Origin of the sequence: Kitasatospora sp. NPDC059812, assembly GCF_042732075.1 — a bacterium.
In the GTDB taxonomy this organism is placed as follows: domain Bacteria; phylum Actinomycetota; class Actinomycetes; order Streptomycetales; family Streptomycetaceae; genus Kitasatospora.
Map to the genome: position 1 here is coordinate 52,693 of NZ_JBHWIO010000001.1, position 18,487 is coordinate 71,179.

An 18,487-nucleotide genomic window follows, 5' to 3' on the forward strand; every position below is an offset into this window, starting at 1 on the left:
CACATCCTCTCCCGGCGTGCTGGTCTGGCGTGTCGGTGCGGGCGGGGCGGCGCGCCCCTCCTCCCCCCCCCCCGCCGCCTCCGCGTTCCGCACCGTTGTCGCGGCTACTGGGTCGTCGCGGCTACTGGCCGGCGACGTCCGGAGTGACCGGGTCCGGCCCCATGTGCGGATCGGCCTCCAGCGGCACGTTCTGGCCGCTCGACTGGTCGGTCACCGTCCGCCCGGCCAGTGGCGAGCGCAGATCGGCGGTCACCGACTGCCGCTTGGCCAGCGCGTTGCAGACCTGCCCGGGCTGCACCGGCGCCGCCACCACGATCCTGACGTCCACCCGGCCGGGGTGCGACTCGTCCGCCTTCAGCGCGTACTTCTGGCAGACCCCGCCGAAGAAGTAGACGGTCAGCCCGTTGCTGCCGTCCACCCGGTAGGAGACCGCCGGGCGCGCCCCCGACCCGGCCGGGTCGGGCTCGCCCACCGCGATCCCGGGGCCCGGGGGAGTGCCCCCGGAGCCGGCCGTCGACGGCTGCCCAGGGGCGGGCGAGGCCGGGGTGGGGGCCCACTTGGTCGGCGGTGTCTGGCCGGGCTGGTCCGTGGTGGCCGACGGGCTCCCCGTCGGAGCCGGCGGAGCCGGCGCGGACGGGGCGCCGGAGGACGCCGGGGCCTCCGGGGAGGCGCTCGCGCCCGCCGAGGTCGTGGCCACGCCGCCCGCCGCCGCGTCCGAGGAGGTCTTGCCGTCCCCGTTGCACCCGGCCACCGTCACCACCGCCGCCAGCGCCAGGCCCGCCAGGGCCACCGCCCGCCGACCGCGCCGGGGCATCGTCTCCAGGTCCATCTGCACATCCTCCCGAGGGCTCAGCGGTGCCGCCCGCTCGGCCGCTCCGCGCGGATGTGACGTGACCCGGTCGGATCCGGTTCCACCCGCCCCGGGCCGGGGCGGGCGCCGGGTCACATGTCGTACTCGGCCATCCCGGCGACCAGCCGCTGCGCGTCGGACGGCACCCGGAACCCCTCCCGGGCGGGCGCGGCCGGCTCGGGACCGGTCGCCAGCAGCGGCCAGAACCGGCGCAGCCGCCGGGACGAACTCACCAGCGCGTCGAGGCTCTCGCCGTCGGCTTCGGTCCGGAGGGCGGACAGCGGGGCGTGGCTGGGCATCATCGGGCATCGCTCCGATCCATGGCCGTGGCCGCACTGCCACGGTCGACGACGGGGCCCGCCCGGCTCGGCGGGGCCCCTGCTGCCGACCCTAGGCCGGGGTTCGGCCCACCCACCAGTGCTACCCGGAGGTAGTACACGTTCGACGGTGACGGGTGCCACGATGGCACTGCGGGCCGGCGGATTGCGGCGGTCTTGCTGCCGCCCGCCCCGAGCCCGGTACCGTGTGTGGGTTCACCCGTGCTTGCCCGTTGGCCCCGCAGCCATCCTGAGGAGACCTCCCGTGCGTATCGCCGTCGCCGGCTCGATCGCCACCGACCACCTGATGACGTTCCCCGGTCGGTTCGCCGACCAGCTCGTCGCCGAGCAGCTGCACACCGTGTCGCTGTCCTTCCTGGTCGACACCCTGGACATCCGCCGCGGCGGAGTCGCGCCGAACATCGCGTTCGGCATGGGCGTGCTCGGGCTCCGCCCGATCCTGGTCGGCGCGGCCGGCGCGGACTTCGCCGAGTACCGCAGCTGGCTGGAGCGCAACAACGTGGACTGCAACTCCGTCCACATCTCCGAGACCCGGCACACCGCCCGCTTCATGTGCACCACGGACGAGGACCACAACCAGATCGCCTCGTTCTACACCGGTGCCATGGCGGAGGCCCGCAACATCGAGCTCAAGCCGATCGCCGACCGCGTCGGCGGCCTCGACCTCGTCCTGATCGGTGCCGACGACCCGCAGGGCATGGTGCGCCACACCCAGGAGTGCCGCACCCGCGGCTTCGCCTTCGCCGCCGACCCCTCCCAGCAGCTGGCCCGCCTGGACGGCGACGACATCCGCGACATCGTCGACGGCGCCGCGTACCTCTTCACCAACGAGTACGAGGCCGCACTGATCGAGAGCAAGACCGGCTGGGACGCCGAGGAGATCCTCACCCGGGTCGGCACCCGGATCACCACCCTGGGCAGCAAGGGCGTGCGGATCGAGCGCAAGGGCGAGGCGGCGATCCTGGTCGGCTGCGCCGCCGAGGAGGCGAAGGTCGACCCGACCGGCGTCGGCGACGCCTTCCGGGCCGGCTTCCTGACCGGCCTGTCCTGGCAGCTCGACCTGGAGCGCGCCGCCCAGCTCGGCTGCATGCTCGCCACCCTGGTGATCGAGACCGTCGGCACCCAGGAGTACGAGCTGCGCCCGACCGCCTTCCTGAAGCGCTTCGAGGACGCCTACGGCGCCGAGGCCGCCGCGGACGTCCGCGCGCACCTGGTCAAGTAGTCCGCCGGACGACGAGGTAGGCCGAGCCCCGGTCGCCGCCGTAGTCGGCGGCCGGGGCCTCGCCCGCGTACTCCTGACCGCGCATCCCGCACCAGGCCGGGATGTCCAGCCGGGCCGCCTCGTCGTCCGCGAGCACGGCGACCGTGCCGCCCTCCGGCACCTCGCCGATCCGCTTCGCCAGCTCGATCACCGGCAGCGGGCAGCGCTTGCCCAGCGCGTCGATCACCAGCAGGGGCCCGGCCGCCGGCTCCGGCTCCGGGGCCGGCAGGTCCAGCCCGAGCGGCGCCCGGACGCCAGCGACCAGCTCCGGCAGCACGGTGAGGAAGCGTTCGACGTCGGCCTCGGCCGTCCCGGGCGGCAGCGAGACCCGGACGTTCCCCTCGGTGAGCACCCCCATCGCGGCCAGCACATGGCTCGGCGTCAGGGTGGAGGAGGTGCAGGAGGAGCCGGAGGAGACCGCGAAGCCCGCCCGGTCCAGTTCGGTGAGCAGCACCTCGCCGTCCACGTACAGGCAGGAGAAGGTGACGATGTGCGGCAGCCGCCGCACCGGGTCGCCGACCACCTCCACCTCGGGCACCAGCTGCGGCACCCGGGCCCGGATGCGCTCCACCAGCGCGTGGAGCCGGGCGTTCTCCCGCGCGGCCTCGGCCCGGACGGCCCGCAGCGAGGCGGCCGCGGCGACGATCGCCGGGACGTTGACGTAGCCGGGCACCCGCCCGCCCTCGCGTTCGTCGGCCGGCAGCGGCGAGGCGTACCGGACGCCCTTGCGCACCGCCAGCACCCCGACGCCGGGCGGCCCGCCCCACTTGTGCGCGCTGGCGGTCAGCAGCGACCAGCCCGCCGGGACGTCCATCCGCCCGACGCTCTGCGCGGCGTCGACCAGCAGCGGGACACCGGCCTCGCGGCAGTGTCCGGCGACCTCGCCGACCGGCTGGACCGTCCCCACCTCGTGGTTGGCGCTCTGCAGGACGGCCAGCGCGGTGTCCGCGCGCAGCAGCGCGGCGAACACGTCCGGGTCGACCCGTCCAGCGCGGTCCACCGGCGCCACCGAGACGGTGCCCCCGCCCGCCTCCTGACGCTCGGCGACGTGCAGCACGCTGGAGTGCTCGACCGCCGAGTGCACCAGGTGGCCGCCGCGCCGCCGGTGGCCGGCCAGCGCGCCCAGCATGCCGAGTTGCACCGCCTGCGTCCCGCTCGCGGTGAAGGAGATCTCGTCCGCCCGGGCGCCCAGGGCCTCGGCCACCGTCTCGCGGGCGGCGTCCAACAGCATCCGGGCCTGCCGGCCGGAGCGGTACAGCCGGGCCGGATCGGCCCAGCCCTCGTCCAGGGCGGCGGTCAGCGCCTGCCGTGCGACGGGGTGCAGAGGGGCCGTCGAGGCCGCATCGAAGTACACGGTCACATTTAACGACACACCCGGAGCCGTTCCGGTCCGACGACATCGCTTACCGGCCGTCAGTCGATCACCCCGAATGTCCGCTTCGTCCGCGTCCGACGGACCGTCACCCGCGTAGTTCGAGGTCATCCCCCGATCGGGCGTAAGGACCTCGAATGCCTACGATGACCTGCGACGCAGCCCCTGCCGGGCCTGATCGGGCGACCGGGCGGCGCGTTACCGGGGGCTGCCCGTCAGGAGCGCATAAGGCTGGAGTAGGGTTTGGCCCGCATAAGCATTCAAACCGTGCCCGTGGACGGGTCGCCGGGGAGGCTCACAATCCTCCGCGGGGCGACGCGAAGGCGGGCGAGACTTCGGGAAGGCGCTACGTGAGTCCCAACGGCTCCGACCGCTCGCCGCGGCGCACGATGCGGCGGAAGCTGCCTCAGGCGCTGGCACTGGGCCTCGTCATCGCGACCGCCACCGGCTGCTCGGCCAACGACCTCCCCAGGCTTGGCCTCCCGAGCCCCGTCACCAAGGAAGGGCCGATGGTCCTCCAGATGTGGCAGGGCTCCTGGATCGCGGCGCTGGTGGTCGGCGTACTGATGTGGGGTCTGATCATCTGGAGCGTGATCTTCCACCGGCGCAGCCGCACCGGCGTGGAGGTCCCCCCGCAGACCCGGTACAACGTGCCCATCGAGGCGCTCTACACCGCGGTCCCCATCATCATCGTGTCGGTGCTCTTCTACTTCGTCGCCCGCGACGAGTCGAAGCTGATCGCCGTCTCCGAGAAGCCGCAGCACACGGTCAACGTGGTCGGCTTCCAGTGGAGCTGGGCGTTCAACTACGAGAACACCGAGAACCCCGACCCGGCCAACAAGGACGCCGCGTACGACGTCGGTACGCCCAGGGACGTTCCGACGCTCTGGCTGCCGGTCAACGAGTCGGTGCAGTTCCGGCTGACCTCGCGTGACGTCATCCACGACTTCTGGCCCGTCAACTTCATGATGAAGATGGACGTCGTGCCGGGCGTGGTGAACAGGTTCGAGGTCACCCCCACCGTCAAGGGCGAGTACATGGGCAAGTGCGCGGAGCTCTGTGGCGTCGACCACTCGCGCATGCTGTTCAACGTCAAGGTCGTCGACCGCGCCGACTACGACAAGCACCTGGCGGACCTCCGGGCCAAGGGCCAGACCGGCGCGTTGCCCTCCGGCATCACGACCATGGGAAGTGAAGAGAAGTGACCATCCTCAACGAGCCCGCCGCGGCCGGCGGGGGCGCCGGGGCCGTCACGGTCGGGGCGCAGCGGACCCGCAAGCCGGGTTCGACCATCATCAAGTGGCTGACCACCACCGACCACAAGACGATCGGCACCCTGTACCTGGGCACGTCGTTCGCCTTCTTCCTGATCGGCGGCATCCTCGCGCTGGTCATGCGCGCCGAGCTGGCTCGTCCCGGGACCCAGATCCTGTCGAACGAGCAGTTCAACCAGGCGTTCACGATGCACGGCACGATCATGCTGCTGATGTTCGCGACGCCGCTGTTCGCCGGCTTCGCGAACTGGATCATGCCGCTCCAGATCGGCGCCCCGGACGTGGCGTTCCCGCGTCTGAACATGTTCGCGTACTGGCTGTACCTCTTCGGCTCGACCATCGCGGTGGCGGGCTTCCTGACCCCGAACGGCGCGGCCAACTTCGGCTGGTTCGCCTACTCCCCGCTGTCGGACGCGGTCCGTTCGCCGGGCGTCGGCGCCGACATGTGGATCATGGGTCTGGCCTTCTCCGGCTTCGGCACGATCCTCGGTGCGGTCAACTTCATCACCACGATCATCTGCATGCGCGCCCCCGGCATGACGATGTTCCGGATGTCGATCTTCGTCTGGAACGTCCTGCTGACCGCCGTGCTGGTCCTGCTGGCCTTCCCGGTCCTGGCCGCCGCGCTGTTCGCCCTGGAGGCGGACCGTAAATTCGGGGCCCACGTATTCGATCCCGCCAACGGCGGGGCGATGCTGTGGCAACACCTGTTCTGGTTCTTCGGCCACCCCGAGGTGTACATCATCGCGCTGCCGTTCTTCGGCATCGTGTCGGAGATCATCCCGGTCTTCAGCCGCAAGCCGATGTTCGGCTACTCCGGCCTGATCGCGGCCACCATCGCGATCGCCGGTCTGTCGGTGACGGTGTGGGCGCACCACATGTACGTCACCGGGCAGGTGCTGCTGCCGTTCTTCTCCTTCATGACCTTCCTGATCGCGGTCCCGACCGGTGTGAAGTTCTTCAACTGGGTCGGCACCATGTGGAAGGGCTCGCTGAGCTTCGAGACGCCGATGCTCTGGACGGTCGGCTTCCTGGTCACCTTCCTCTTCGGTGGTCTGACCGGTGTGCTGCTGGCCTCCCCGCCGATCGACTTCCACGTCTCGGACTCGTACTTCGTCGTCGCCCACTTCCACTACGTGGTCTTCGGCACCGTCGTCTTCGCGATGTTCGCCGGCTTCCACTTCTGGTGGCCGAAGATGACCGGCAAGATGCTGGACGAGCGCCTCGGCAAGATCACCTTCTGGACGCTGTTCTTCGGCTTCCACACCACCTTCCTGGTCCAGCACTGGCTCGGTGCGGAGGGCATGCCCCGCCGCTACGCCGACTACCTGGCCTCGGACGGCTTCACCACGCTGAACACCGTCTCGACCATCGGCTCGTTCGTGCTCGGCGCCTCGATGCTGCCGTTCCTCTACAACGTGTGGAAGACGGCCAAGTACGGCGAGAAGGTCGAGGTCGACGACCCGTGGGGCTACGGCCGCTCGCTGGAGTGGGCGACCTCCTGCCCGCCGCCGCGGCACAACTTCCTCACCCTGCCCCGGATCCGCTCCGAATCCCCGGCCTTCGACCTCCACCACCCGGAGATCGCCGCGCTGGACTACCTGGAGAACCACGGTGAGCCGGCCAAGCACCTCGCCGGCGTGACCCCGGCGAAGTACGACGCCCCGAAGCTGGACAAGGGCAAGAAGGAGGGCGACGTCTGATGAAGGAACAGGGAAAGATCTTCCTCGGGCTGGCGGTCTTCGTCCTCGCGATGGCCGTCACCTACGGCCTGTGGACCAACCACTCGGAGCACGGGATCGAGGCGGCCGGCACCACGGCGCTGTTCCTCGCCTTCGCGCTCTGCGCCTTCATCGGGTACTACCTCGCCTTCACCGCCCGCCGGGTGGACAGCGGCGCGGGTGACAACCCCGAGGCCGAGGTGGCGGACGACGCCGGCGAGCTGGGCTTCTTCGCCCCGCACAGCTGGCAGCCGCTCTCCCTGGCGATCGGCGGCTCGCTGGCGTTCCTCGGAGTGATCTTCGGCTGGTGGCTGCTGTTCTGGTCGATCCCGATCATCCTGATCGGCCTCTTCGGCTGGGTCTTCGAGTTCTACCGGGGCGAGAACCAGAACCAGTAGGTTCCCGGGTTCCGCCGACGACGACAGGGCCGGTCCTCCCGCACGGGGAGGACCGGCCCCGTTGCGTCTCCAGGGTGACGAACTCACTCACCCGGGTGAACGCGGGGGCGCTCCGATGTCGCTTCGGCGGGCCTCGTTCCTACGATCTGAGCAATCGTGCGGACCCTCGGAGGCGTTTCATGGCCGACAGGCGCGGAATCGCAGGTATCGGCGGCATCTCGCTGACCCTCGCAGTACTGGCCCCGCTGGCCGCCTGCTCGTCCGGCGGCGGCGAGGCGGTCGGCCCCCACCGGATCGACGCGGCCGTGCTCGTCCATCTCTCGGCCGAGGGCGGGGGCAAGGTCGACCCCTCCAAACCGGTCACGGTGACGTCCGTGCCCGGCAGCCGGCTGACCGACGTCACCGTGACCGGCCCGGACGGCCGGGTGGTGGCCGGTCAGCTCGCCGAGGACCAGCGCAGCTGGCAGACCACCGGCCGGCTGAAGGCCGACACCGACTACTCGGTGCGGATCGCCGCCGACGACGGCAAGGGCGGCCGCGGCGACACCACGGCGGACTTCAGCACCCTCGCCGCCCAGCGCCTGCTCACCGCCAAGCTGGGCCCGGACTCCTCCGGCAGCGGCATCTACGGCGTCGGCCAGCCGCTCACCGTGCAGCTCTCCGAGGCGGTGCAGGACCCGCAGGCCCGCCAGGAGGTCGAGCGCGTCCTGACCGTCAGCTCCCAGCCCGCCGTCACCGGCGCCTGGTACTGGGTGGGCGACAAGGAACTGCACTTCCGCCCGCAGGAGTACTGGCCGGCCGGCACCACCGTCTCGCTGGCCTTCGACGGCACCGGCGTCCGGATCGCGGACGGCCTCTACGGCGGCGACCGCAGCACGCTGGGCCTGCGGATCGGGGCACGGGTCGAGACGGTGGTCGACGCGGCCGCCCACCTGCTCACCCTCAGCCGTGACGGCGAGCTGCTCCGGAGCATCCCGGTGACCACCGGCAAGCCCGGCTTCGACACCCGCAACGGCGTCAAGGTGGTGCTCGGCCAGGAGCGGTCCGTCCGGATGAACGGCGAGACGATCGGGATAAAGGCCGGGAGCTCGGAGTTCTACGACCTCAACGTGGAGTGGGCCACCCGGGTCACCTGGAGCGGAGAGTACGTCCACGCGGCGCCCTGGTCGGTCCGCTCGCAGGGCCTGGAGAACGTCAGCCACGGCTGTACCGGCATGAGCACCGAGAACGCCAAGTGGTACTTCCAGAACACCAGGGTGGGGGACCTGGTGACGGTGGTGAACAGCCGCGGCGCCACCATGGAGCCCTTCGGCAACGGCTTCGGGGACTGGAACATCTCCTGGACGGACTGGATCAAGCACAGCGCCCTCGGACAGCCCGTCAGCACCACCGTGCCGTCCTCCCAGGCCCACGCCTCGGGGATGATCCGCCCGGAGGCCTGAGGGCCCCTGGAGCGCCTCCTCAGGCCTCCTGGTAGGCCAGCCGCAGGGCGGCGTCCACGGCGGCCAGCGCGTCCGCCCGCGGGAGCCCGAGCCGGGTCGCCCGCTCGGCGTACTCGGCGGCGGCCGCGGCGGCCAGCCGGTGCGCGGTGTCGCCGGTGGCCGCGATCAGCGTGCCGCGCCGGCCGTGGGTCTCCACCACGCCGTCCGCCTCCAGTTCCCGGTACGCCCGGGCGACCGTCCCGGCGGCCAGCCCCAGCTCCTCGGCCAGGGCCCGGACGGTGGGCAGCCGCAGCCCGGTCGGCAGTTCGCCGGAACGGGCCCGCTCGGCGATCTGGGCCCGGATCTGCTCGTACGGGGGAGTGGCGGCGGCGGGGTCGACGGACAGCTGCACGGGAGCTCCTGGAGGGTGCGGACGGGGGACGGGAAAGCCCGAGGGCCGCCGACCAGAAGAACTCTGGTCAGCGGCCCTCGGGTGTGACGCTGCGGGGCGTACGGGATCAGTGGTGGCCGTGGCCGCTGGTGATCTCGTGGTGCTCCTCGGAGGTCGGCTTGGGGATCTGGGCGCCGCCGCCGTAGAAGCCGCGGGACAGCTTGGCCCGGGTGCGGCCGATCAGGCCGGCCTTGCCGGCCACGCCGTTCTCGTCCGTCTGGGCCGGCAGCTCGACCGGCTGGACCTGCTCGTGCGCGGTGAGCTTGTACAGGTCCTTCTGCGGCAGCTGGGCGTGCACCTCGACGAACTCGCCGTGCGGCAGGCGCTTGATGACGCCGGTCTCGCGGCCGTGCAGCACCTTCTCCTTGTCCCGGCGCTGGAGGCCGAGGCACCAGCGCTTGGTGATGATGAAGGTGATGACCGGCACCGCGAAGAAGCCGACGCGGACGAAGTAGGTGATCGAGTTGATCGACAGGTGCAGGTGGGTGGCGAACAGGTCGTTGCCGCCACCGACCAGCAGCACCAGGTACAGGCTGATCCAGGCGGCGCCGAGCGCGGTGCGGACGGGCGCGTTGCGCGGGCGGTCCAGGATGTGGTGCTCGCGCTTGTCGCCGGTGATCCAGCCCTCGATGAACGGGTAGACCGCGATCGAGACCAGGACCAGCGGGAAGATCATCAGCGGGATGAAGACACCCAGGTTCAGGGTGTGGCCCCACAGGCCGACCTCCCAGCCCGGCATGACGCGGATCAGGCCTTCGGAGAAGCCCATGTACCAGTCGGGCTGGGCGTCCGTGGACACCTGGTCCGGGCGGTACGGGCCATACGCCCAGATCGGGTTGATCGTGGCGATCGCCGAGATGGCGGCGATCAGACCGAACACCAGGAAGAAGAAGCCACCGGCCTTGGCCATGTAGACCGGCATCAGCGGCATGCCGACGACGTTCTTCTCGGTCTTGCCCGGGCCCGCCCACTGGGTGTGCTTGTGGTAGAAGACCAGGATCAGGTGCGCCACCAGCAGGCCGAGCATGATGCCCGGGATCAGCAGCACGTGGATCGTGAAGAAGCGCGGCACGATGTCGTGGCCGGGGAACTCGCCCCCGAACAGGAACATCTGGATGTAGGTGCCGACCAGCGGGACGGCGAGGATCGCGCCTTCCATGAACCGGATACCGGTACCCGACAGCAGGTCGTCCGGCAGCGAGTAGCCGAAGAAGCCGTCGAACATGCCCAGGATCAGCAGCAGGAAGCCGAAGACCCAGTTGATCTCACGCGGCTTGCGGAACGCGCCGGTGAAGAACACGCGCATCATGTGCACGAGCATCGCGGCCACGAAGACCAGGGCGGCCCAGTGGTGGATCTGCCGGATCAGCAGACCGCCGCGGACCTCGAAGCTGATGTCCACCGTCGAGGCGTACGCCTCGGACATCCCGATGCCCTTGAGCGGCACGTACGAGCCGTTGTAGACGACCTCGGCCATCGACGGCTTGAAGAACAGCGTCAGATAGACACCGGTCAGGATGATGATGACGAACGTGTAGAGGCAGATCTCGCCCAGCATGAAGGACCAGTGGTCCGGGAAGATCTTGCGCAGGTTGGCCTTGGCGAGGGAGTAGATCCCCACCCGGCCGTCCGTCCAGTCAGCAGCGGCCTCCCACTTGTTGGCGGGCTTGGCGCGCGTGCTGGCGGGCTTGGCGGCACCGGTGGTGCTGCTCGTACTCATCGAGCACGCTCCCAGTAGCTCGGGCCGACGGGCTCGTCGAAGTCGCCGGTGGCGACCAGGTAGCCCTTCTCGTCAGTGATGATCTTCAGCTGCGGCAGCGGGTGGCCGGCCGGGCCGAAGATCACGCGCGCGCCGTCCGCCAGGTCGAAGGTCGACTGGTGGCAGGGGCAGAGCGCGTGGTGGGTCTGCTGCTCGTACAGGCTGATCGGGCAGCCGACGTGGGTGCAGATCTTGGAGTAGGCGAGGATGCCCTCGAAGCCCTTCTCCCGCGACCGGTCGTCCTTGATGTCGTCCGGTGCGATGCGCACCAGCATCAGGGCGTCCTTGGCGATCGCCTGCTGGAAGTCCTCGTCGTGGACGTGCAGACCCTCGGGCATGGCGAAGGTCAGCGAGCCGATGACGATGTCCTCGGCCTTCATCGGCAGGTTGGTGTTCATGTTGATGAGCTGCAGGGGCTGGGCCGGGGTCGCCTCGTTCCAGCCCGTCTCCTTCAGCTTCTTCTCGGGCAGCGGCCCGAGGTCGCGGAGCAGGACCACGCCGGAGAGCGGGACCAGCGCCATGGAGCCGATGAGGGTGTTGCGGATCATCTTGCGGCGGCCGAAGCCGGACTCGGCGGCACCGGTCTTGAACTGCTCGATGACGTCCGCGCGGACCTCGTCGTCAGCCTCGATCGGGTGGCGCTCGGCCGGCAGCTCGACGTCCGACATCAGCGTGCGGGCCCAGTGGACCGCACCCGCGCCGATCATGAACAGCGCGACGCCCAGGGTCATGCCGAGCGCGAAGTTCAGCGCGCTGACGTGACCGAGCGGGAAGATGTAGACGATCTTGTCCGGGTCGATGGCCACGTACGAGGCGATGAAGCCGATGGTGGCGAGCATCGAGACCACGAACATCAGCGAGACCTGGCGCTCGGCCCGCTGGGCGGCCCGCTCGTCGATGTCGGTGCGGCGGGGCTCGTGGGCCGGAAGACCCGGGTCGGCGAACGGGTCGCCGTGTGCGGCGACGTCACCGGCGGAGCCGTGTGACTCCGGCAGCTTCTCTTCTGACATGTCGTGGCTCATGACTTCTTGGCCTTGGTGGTGTGGGCGGCGACCCAGATCGCGACCGCGATGAGCGTGCCGAGACCGAAGATCCAGCCGAACAGACCCTCGGTCACCGGACCGAGGCTGCCGAGCGTGAGACCACCGGGGTTGGGCTCATCGGAGGTGGTGTGGCGGACGAAGGCCACGATCTGCTTCTTCTGCTCCTCGGGCATGGTGGTGTCCGGGAACGACGGCATGTTCTGCGGGCCGGTCTGCATGGCCTCGTAGATGTGCTTGGCGTCCACGCCCTCCAGCGACGGGGCGTACTTGCCCTTGGTCAGGGCACCGCCCTGGCCGGCGAAGTTGTGGCACTGGGCGCAGTTGGTGCGGAACAGCTCGCCACCCTTGGAGATGTCGTCCGGGTTGGTCGAGGTGTACTGCTCCGGGGTCGGCGTCACCGGGCCGGGGCCGAGCGAAGCGACGAAGGCGGCGAGCTGGTCGATCTCCGCCTGCGAGTAGATGTTCTTCTTGCGCGGCACCTGGGCGCCGGGCTGCTGGGCCGGCATGCGGCCGGTACCGACCTGGAAGTCGACAGAGGCGGAGCCGACGCCGACCAGGCTCGGACCGTCGCTGCTGCCCTGGCCGTTCAGGCCGTGGCACGAGGAGCAGCCCACGGCGAAGAGCTTCTTGCCCTCATCGATCGCGAGCGACTGCGCGGCGACGTCGGCCTGCGCCTTGTCGGCGGGCGCGAACGCGGCGTACAGCCCCCCGGTTGCCGCCAGGGCGAGAAGTAGGACGACCAGCGCCGCCAATGGGTGGCGCCGTCGTGCGGAGAGCTTTTTCACGGAATAACCCCGGTGTCAGGATCTGGTCGACTGGTGGGTGCACCCGGCGGCCGGTCTGGCCGGCACGAGGCTGCCTGTCTAGGGCTGCGCGCGCGGTCGGTCGGTGGGAGCGTCGCCCACCGGCAGAATCGGCCCGACGCCGGTGAGGGCGGGGACCGAAGCCGGTGGCCAGCGACCTGATCAGCTGGTTACTTGATCAGGTAGATGGTCGCGAACAGGCCGATCCACACGACGTCGACGAAGTGCCAGTAGTACGACACGACGATCGCGGCGGTGGCCTGCTCGTGCGTGAAGCGCTTGGCTGCGTACGTCCGTCCCAGGACCAGCAGGAAGGCGATCAGACCACCCGTCACGTGCAGACCGTGGAAGCCGGTGGTCAGGTAGAACACCGTGCCGTACGGGTCGGAGGACAGCGAGAGGCCGTCCTTCTTGACCAGCTCGGTGTACTCGAAGATCTGGCCGCCGATGAAGATCGCGCCCATCACGAAGGTGATGACGAACCACGAGCGGAGCTTCTTCACGTCCCCGCGCTCGGCAGCGAACACGCCGAGCTGGCAGGTCAGCGAGGAGAGCACCAGGATCGTGGTGTTGACCGAGGAGAAGGGCACGTTGAGGGCGTGCGCCTTCTCGGTCCAGAACTCGGCTCCCTTGACGGAGCGGAGCGTGAAGTACATCGCGAAGAGGGCCGCGAAGAACATCAACTCGGAACTGAGCCAGACGATCGTTCCGACGCTGACCATGTTCGGCCGGTTGACCGATCCGTGCGCGTGCCCGGTTTCTACTGCTGTTGCTGTCGCCACGACGGACATTATGTCGGTCCCTTATTCCGTCTTCACGCCGGGGGGTGTCCCTCGGAGTGTCCGGTGCGTGCGGTATGCCCCCCTGAGGGGCGGTGGGGGACCCCAATGGCGGCTGAGCAGCGGCGTGTCCCTTTTCTGACGGTTCCTCGAAGGGGCCCGCGACCCCGTTGCCCAGCGCGTCGTTGCACGCTTGGCGGAGCCTCCGGGGGTAATGCGCGGGCCCCTTATCGGCCGTACGGGTGGTCTGGACGGGTCCGGGTGACGGGCCGTCCTCCGGGCGGGTGAGTCGCGGGCGCGGCGGCTTGAGGAGGAAGGTCCGCGAGGGGGACTCGGCGACGGGTGATCGGGAGTAGCATCCGGATCAGGCGAACGTGGTCCGGATCACACTTGAGGGAGCAGGGCCCATGGCGTACACGACCGACGAGACGCTCACCGTCCTCGTCTACAGCGATGACCGCAACACCCGCGAGCAGGTGCTGACGGCACTCGGCCGCCGGCCCGTCGAGGACCTTCCGGAACTGTCCTACCTGGAGTGCGCGACCACCCCGGCGGTGCTGAAGGCACTGGAGAAGGGCGGCGTGGACCTCTGCATCCTGGACGGCGAGGCGGTGCCGGCCGGCGGGCTCGGGCTCGGCCGCCAGCTCAAGGACGAGATCTACGGCTGCCCGCCGGTGCTGGTGCTGATCGGCCGGCCGCAGGACTCCTGGCTGGCCGCCTGGAGCCGGGCCGACGCCGCGATCTCCCGCCCGGTGGACCCGGTGGCGCTGGCCGGCGCGGTCGCCACCCTGCTGCGGGCACGGCTGGCCAAGCGGGCGCCCGTCAGCCGCTGAGCGGTGCCGTCTCACGACTAGAGAAGACGCCGCCGCGGGAACCCGACTGGTCGATAGGCTGACTCCATCCGTACGGACGTCCCCCCGACGCGGGGAACCCGACAACAGCTGGAGTCAGCCATGGTGAACGTGAACCCTGCGAACGGTGGTACCGCACCCGCGCAGGTGGTCCGCACCTGGCCGGACGTCCTGGCGGCGCTGTTGAAGGGGGAGGACCTCGACCGCTCGGCCACCGCGTGGGCGATGGACCGGATCATGAGCGGCGAGGCGTCCCCCGTCCAGGTGGCCGGGTTCATGGTGGCGCTGCGGGCCAAGGGCGAGACGGTCGACGAGATCACCGGCCTGGTGGACGCGATGTACGCGCACGCCGAGCCGCTGGACATCCCCGGCCCGGCCGTGGACATCGTCGGCACCGGCGGGGACCGGGCCAAGACCGTCAACATCTCCACCATGTCGGCGATCGTCGCGGCCGCGGCCGGCGCCAAGGTGGTCAAGCACGGGAACCGGGCCTCCTCCTCGGCCAGCGGCTCCTCGGACGTGCTGGAGAAGCTCGGCGTCCGCCTCGACCTGTCGGCCCGGCGGGTCGCCGAGATCGCCGAGGAGGTCGGGCTGACCTTCTGCTTCGCGGCCAAGTTCCACCCGTCGATGCGGCACGCCGCCACCGCCCGGCGCGACCTCGGAGTGCCGACCGCGTTCAACATCCTCGGCCCGCTGACCAACCCGGCCAAGGTCACCTCGCACGCGATCGGCTGCTTCGACACCCGGCTCGCCGCACTGATCGCCGGTGTGCTCGCCCGGCGCGGCTCGACCGGCCTGGTCTTCCGGGGCGACGACGGCCTGGACGAGCTGACCATCACCACCACCTCGCAGGTGTGGATCGTGCGGGACGGGACCGTCACCGAGACCACCTTCGACCCGCGGGACGTCGGCGTCGAGCTGGTCGGCATCGAGGCGCTGCGCGGGGCGGACCCCTCGTACAACGCCGAGGTCGCGCGCCGGCTGCTGGCCGGCGAGCGCGGGGCCGTACGGGACGCCGTCCTGATGAACACGGCGGCGGCGCTGGTCGCGCTCGACCTGGGCGAGGCGCCGCTCACCGAACAGCTCGCGGCCGGCATGGCGCGGGCGGAGCAGGCCATCGACTCGGGCGCGGCGCAGGAGCTGCTGCGGCGTTGGTCGGAGGCCACCAGCCGGGTGTGAGGCGGTACTTGGGAGCCCGCGCCGCAACGTCGGCGCGGGCTCCTCGGCTGTCCGGATGGTGGATGCCTGTTTGACCACTCGCTGGGCGCGACCTAGAGTCTTGGCCAGGTCATGAGTGACAGCGTCAAGCCCCAGCTTGCTGTCCGGCAACCCTCCGTCCGTGGCGGGGTGCCCTGGGTGAGGACCGGGTCGCTCGGCGAATCGTCCGTGCGGCAAGCGCGGACGCCCGACGACTAGTACTCCCGGGGTCCCACACCCCCAGAAGGAGTGCATCCTCATGTCGATCTCCCACCCGTCGCCCGCCGCCACCCTTGTCTCGACGCGCTCCGCGCGGCAGCCTCGTGTTGAACTCTGCGCCCCCCTCGCCGTCCTCGGCCACGACGTCCAGGTCCCGCTCGCCAGCGGCGAGAAGGTCGGGTACGCGGCCCTCGACTACGCGGCCAGCTCCCCGGCGCTCCAGCGGGTCTGGGACGACGTCTCCGCCTACGCCCCCTACTACGGCAGCGTGCACCGCGGCGCCGGGTACCTCTCCCAGCTGTCCACCGACCTGTTCGAGCAGAGCCGCCGCACCGTCGCCGAGTTCCTCGACCTGCGCGAGGGCGACCAGGTGGTCTTCACCCGGGCCACCACCGACTCGCTGAACCTGCTCGCCTCGGCCGTCCCGGCCGGGACCCGGGTGTTCGCCTTCGAGACCGAGCACCACGCCTCGCTGCTGCCCTGGGCGCACGCCGGGCTCGACGTCCACTACCTGCGCGCGCCGCGCTCGCACGCCGAGGCGGTCGCCGCCCTGGACGCCGCGCTCGCCGAGGCGCCCGAGGGCCCCAAGCTGCTCTGCGTCACCGGAGCCTCCAACGTGACCGGCGAGCTGTGGCCGGTCGCCGAGCTGACCGGGACCGCGCACCGGCACGGCGCCCGGGTGGTGCTGGACGCCGCCCAGCTGGCCCCGCACCACCGGGTCTCGGTGCGCGAGCTGGACGTCGACTGGATCGCCTTCTCCGGCCACAAGATCTACGCGCCCTTCGGCGCCGGTGTGCTGGCCGGCCGGGCGGACTGGCTGGACGCGGCCGACCCGTACCTGGCCGGCGGCGGGGCGACCCGGACGGTGGCCCGGGAGACCGACGGCTCGGTGGCCGTCCAGTGGCACTCCGGCCCGGCCCGGCACGAGGCCGGCTCGCCGAACGTCATCGGCGCCTATGCGATCGCCTCGGCCTGCCGGGCGCTGAGCGAGGCGGGCTTCGACGCGCTGGAGGCCCGGGAGCGGCAGCTGATCGCCCGGCTGACCGCCGGGCTGGCGGAGATCCCGCAGGTCAAGGTGCTGAACCTGTTCGGTGCCGAGGCGGCCCGGGTGGGCGTGCTGTCCTTCGTCGTCCAGGGCTGGAACAGCTCGCACTTCTCGGCCGCGCTGTCCGCCGAGTACGGCATCGGGGTCCGCGACGGCCTGTTCTGCGCGCACCCGCTGCTGCGCACCCTGCTCGGGGACGAAGAGGTCTCCCCCTCCGAGTGCGGGGCGCCCGAGCCGTCGCTGCCCGGCGAGCGCAGCCTGAACGCGATCCGGGTGAGCTTCGGGGCCGGGACCCCGGACGAGCACGTCGACCGCTTCCTGACCGCCGTCCGCGAGCTGGTCACGGACGGTGCCGCGTGGAACTACCGCAACGAGGGCGGACGCTGCGTCGCCACCGTGGAGGTCGACCGGGGGCGTCGGCAGGGCTGAGGGGCCTACTCGTCCAGGCCGAGGGCGAAGGCGGCCTCGAGGTCGTGCTGGGAGTAGGTGCGGAAGGCGATCTGGGTCTCGGTGTGGGCCACGCCCGGGACCTTGTTCAGCCGGCCCGGGATGACCGCGGCCAGATCGTCGTGCCGGCGCACCCGGACCATCGCCACCAGGTCGTAGCCACCGGTCACCGAGTACACCTCGCTGACGCCCTCGATGGCCGCGATGGCCTCGGCGATCTCCGGGATGCGGTCGACACTGGTCTTGATCAGGACGATGGCGGTGATCACTGTTCGGGCTCCTTTGTGGGGTGCCGCCAGCGTATCGGGCGTCAGCCGGGTCGTCTCGGGGGGTGGCTGACCGCCGTGCAGGCGTAGAGGAAGCCCGCCGCGAAGCCGATCACGTGGACCAGATAGGCCACCCCGGGCCCGGCCGAGTGGACCGACCACCACTGCAGGGCGAACCAGAGGCCGAGCACCAGCCAGGCCGGGAAGCGCAGCGGCAGGAACAGCAGCAGCGGGACGAGCGTCGTCACCCGGGCGCGCGGATGGAAGCGCAGGTAGGCGCCGAGGACGGCGGAGATCGCGCCGGAGGCGCCGATCAGCACCCGGGTGGAGCCCGGGGAGTGCGCCTCGGCGAGGGCGAAGCCGTACGTGGCCAGACTGCCGGCGGCCAGGTAGAAGAGGGCGAACCGGGCCCGGCCCAGCCGCTGTTCGACGGTGGGGCCGAAGACGTGGAGGAAGAGCAGGTTGCCCAGCAGGTGCAGCCAGCCCGCGTGCACGAAGAGCCCGGTGAGGACGGACAGCGCCGGGTGCTTGGCCGGGGTGGGCGCGGCCGGGCAGCCCGGGGCCGGGTCGGGGGCCTGGGCCAGCTGCTCGGCGGTCAGCGGGCGGCCGGCCAGCACCTCGGCGGGGATGACGCCCCAGCGCTGCTCGTACCGCTGCTCCGCGCAGAGCCGGGACTGGCCGGTGCCGTACAGCGGATTGAGCCCGGCGGCCGGGCCCAGCAGGAACACCAGGGTGTTGACCGCGATCAGGGCGTAGGTGACCGCCGGGGCAGGCACGGACGGGCGTTCGCCCCACGCGTCGGTGTGCCCGGGGGCCGTCAGTGCCATGCGGCCAAGCATCCCTCCGTGTCGGGCGTGTGACACGGCCTTGTACGGCAGGTGGACTAGCCCGCTCGTTCTCCTGACTGGTGGCCGGGATGGTTGCCTCAGGCAATAGGCTTGGGGCGGGCAATCCCGCCTCCCGCCGCCGACGCCGGGGCCCCGGGGGGAGCG

The 18,487-nt window shown here is 71.0% G+C and carries 18 protein-coding genes and 1 riboswitch; of the genes, 8 read left to right on the plus strand and 10 right to left on the minus strand.

Features of this window, described 5'->3' with window-relative positions:
* Positions 1-121 precede the first annotated feature (121 nt).
* Positions 122-829: a hypothetical protein gene (locus ACFV6D_RS00235; RefSeq protein ID WP_380557277.1), complete on the minus strand. Its 708-nt coding sequence runs from the start codon at positions 827-829 to the stop codon at positions 122-124.
* Positions 830-942: 113 nt separating this feature from the next.
* Positions 943-1,152 (minus strand): hypothetical protein, encoded by a 210-nt coding sequence (locus ACFV6D_RS00240; protein ID WP_063347294.1) that lies wholly within the window; start codon positions 1,150-1,152, stop codon positions 943-945.
* A gap of 280 nt (positions 1,153-1,432) precedes the next feature.
* Here ACFV6D_RS00240 and ACFV6D_RS00245 point away from each other — a divergent pair, with 280 nt between their 5' ends.
* Complete coding sequence (locus ACFV6D_RS00245) at positions 1,433-2,410, plus strand: carbohydrate kinase family protein (RefSeq protein ID WP_063347293.1); 978 nt, start codon at positions 1,433-1,435, stop codon at positions 2,408-2,410.
* Here the strand turns inward: ACFV6D_RS00245 and ACFV6D_RS00250 are convergent.
* A complete protein-coding gene (locus tag ACFV6D_RS00250; RefSeq protein WP_063351057.1) occupies positions 2,403-3,803 on the minus strand; it encodes a cysteine desulfurase/sulfurtransferase TusA family protein in 1,401 nt (466 codons plus the stop codon). The two genes, ACFV6D_RS00245 and ACFV6D_RS00250, sit on opposite strands and share 8 nt — an antisense overlap.
* A gap of 368 nt (positions 3,804-4,171) precedes the next feature.
* Between ACFV6D_RS00250 and coxB the strand changes: the two genes are divergently transcribed.
* The 4 genes from coxB (at position 4,172) to ACFV6D_RS00270 (ending at position 8,656) form a co-directional block, all read left to right on the plus strand.
* The gene (gene coxB / locus ACFV6D_RS00255; protein WP_063347292.1) at positions 4,172-5,026 is read left to right on the plus strand and encodes a cytochrome c oxidase subunit II; all 855 of its coding nucleotides are present in this window, start codon (positions 4,172-4,174) and stop codon (positions 5,024-5,026) included.
* Complete coding sequence (ctaD, locus tag ACFV6D_RS00260) at positions 5,023-6,798, plus strand: cytochrome c oxidase subunit I (protein ID WP_063347291.1); 1,776 nt, start codon at positions 5,023-5,025, stop codon at positions 6,796-6,798. Before coxB ends, ctaD begins: the two co-directional genes overlap by 4 nt.
* Positions 6,798-7,214: a cytochrome c oxidase subunit 4 gene (locus ACFV6D_RS00265; protein WP_063347290.1), complete on the plus strand. Its 417-nt coding sequence runs from the start codon at positions 6,798-6,800 to the stop codon at positions 7,212-7,214. The genes ctaD and ACFV6D_RS00265 overlap by 1 nt, the downstream gene beginning before the upstream one ends.
* Before the next feature lie 179 nt (positions 7,215-7,393).
* Positions 7,394-8,656, plus strand: coding sequence for an Ig-like domain-containing protein (locus tag ACFV6D_RS00270; RefSeq protein ID WP_063347289.1), 1,263 nt, complete (start codon positions 7,394-7,396; stop codon positions 8,654-8,656).
* A gap of 19 nt (positions 8,657-8,675) precedes the next feature.
* Here ACFV6D_RS00270 and ACFV6D_RS00275 read toward each other — a convergent pair whose 3' ends face one another.
* The 5 genes from ACFV6D_RS00275 to ACFV6D_RS00295 all read right to left on the minus strand — a co-directional run bounded on the left by ACFV6D_RS00275 (position 8,676) and on the right by ACFV6D_RS00295 (position 13,482).
* Positions 8,676-9,047: a GntR family transcriptional regulator gene (locus ACFV6D_RS00275; RefSeq protein WP_063347288.1), complete on the minus strand. Its 372-nt coding sequence runs from the start codon at positions 9,045-9,047 to the stop codon at positions 8,676-8,678.
* A 106-nt stretch (positions 9,048-9,153) separates the two neighbouring features.
* Positions 9,154-10,806 carry a ubiquinol-cytochrome c reductase cytochrome b subunit gene (locus ACFV6D_RS00280; RefSeq protein WP_063347287.1) on the minus strand — a complete coding sequence of 551 codons (1,653 nt, stop codon included), beginning with the start codon at positions 10,804-10,806 and terminating at the stop codon, positions 9,154-9,156.
* Positions 10,803-11,855, minus strand: a complete 1,053-nt coding sequence (locus ACFV6D_RS00285; protein WP_063347286.1) for a ubiquinol-cytochrome c reductase iron-sulfur subunit — start codon at positions 11,853-11,855, stop codon at positions 10,803-10,805. The genes ACFV6D_RS00280 and ACFV6D_RS00285 overlap by 4 nt, the downstream gene beginning before the upstream one ends.
* Before the next feature lie 8 nt (positions 11,856-11,863).
* Positions 11,864-12,673: a c-type cytochrome gene (locus ACFV6D_RS00290; protein ID WP_063347285.1), complete on the minus strand. Its 810-nt coding sequence runs from the start codon at positions 12,671-12,673 to the stop codon at positions 11,864-11,866.
* A gap of 188 nt (positions 12,674-12,861) precedes the next feature.
* Entirely contained in the window at positions 12,862-13,482 is a 621-nt protein-coding gene (locus ACFV6D_RS00295; RefSeq protein ID WP_063347284.1) for a heme-copper oxidase subunit III, read from the minus strand.
* A gap of 395 nt (positions 13,483-13,877) precedes the next feature.
* Between ACFV6D_RS00295 and ACFV6D_RS00300 the strand changes: the two genes are divergently transcribed.
* The 3 genes from ACFV6D_RS00300 (at position 13,878) to ACFV6D_RS00310 (ending at position 17,211) form a co-directional block, all read left to right on the plus strand.
* A complete protein-coding gene (locus ACFV6D_RS00300) occupies positions 13,878-14,303 on the plus strand; it encodes a hypothetical protein (protein WP_063347283.1) in 426 nt (141 codons plus the stop codon).
* Between the two features lie 120 nt (positions 14,304-14,423).
* On the plus strand, positions 14,424-15,500 hold the full coding sequence (gene trpD, locus ACFV6D_RS00305) for an anthranilate phosphoribosyltransferase (RefSeq protein WP_380375658.1): 1,077 nt from the start codon (positions 14,424-14,426) through the stop codon (positions 15,498-15,500).
* Between the two features lie 107 nt (positions 15,501-15,607).
* Positions 15,608-15,725: riboswitch (SAM riboswitch) on the plus strand.
* A gap of 52 nt (positions 15,726-15,777) precedes the next feature.
* Positions 15,778-17,211, plus strand: a complete 1,434-nt coding sequence (locus ACFV6D_RS00310) for an aminotransferase class V-fold PLP-dependent enzyme (protein ID WP_380424975.1) — start codon at positions 15,778-15,780, stop codon at positions 17,209-17,211.
* 5 nt (positions 17,212-17,216) lie between these two features.
* On the opposite strand, the gene ACFV6D_RS00315 is transcribed toward ACFV6D_RS00310, so the two are convergent.
* Together ACFV6D_RS00315 and ACFV6D_RS00320 are read right to left on the minus strand one after the other, a co-directional pair.
* Positions 17,217-17,498, minus strand: a complete 282-nt coding sequence (locus ACFV6D_RS00315) for an Lrp/AsnC ligand binding domain-containing protein (protein WP_063347281.1) — start codon at positions 17,496-17,498, stop codon at positions 17,217-17,219.
* A gap of 41 nt (positions 17,499-17,539) precedes the next feature.
* The gene (locus tag ACFV6D_RS00320; RefSeq protein ID WP_380375654.1) at positions 17,540-18,322 is read right to left on the minus strand and encodes a rhomboid family intramembrane serine protease; all 783 of its coding nucleotides are present in this window, start codon (positions 18,320-18,322) and stop codon (positions 17,540-17,542) included.
* Positions 18,323-18,487: the final 165 nt, after the last annotated feature.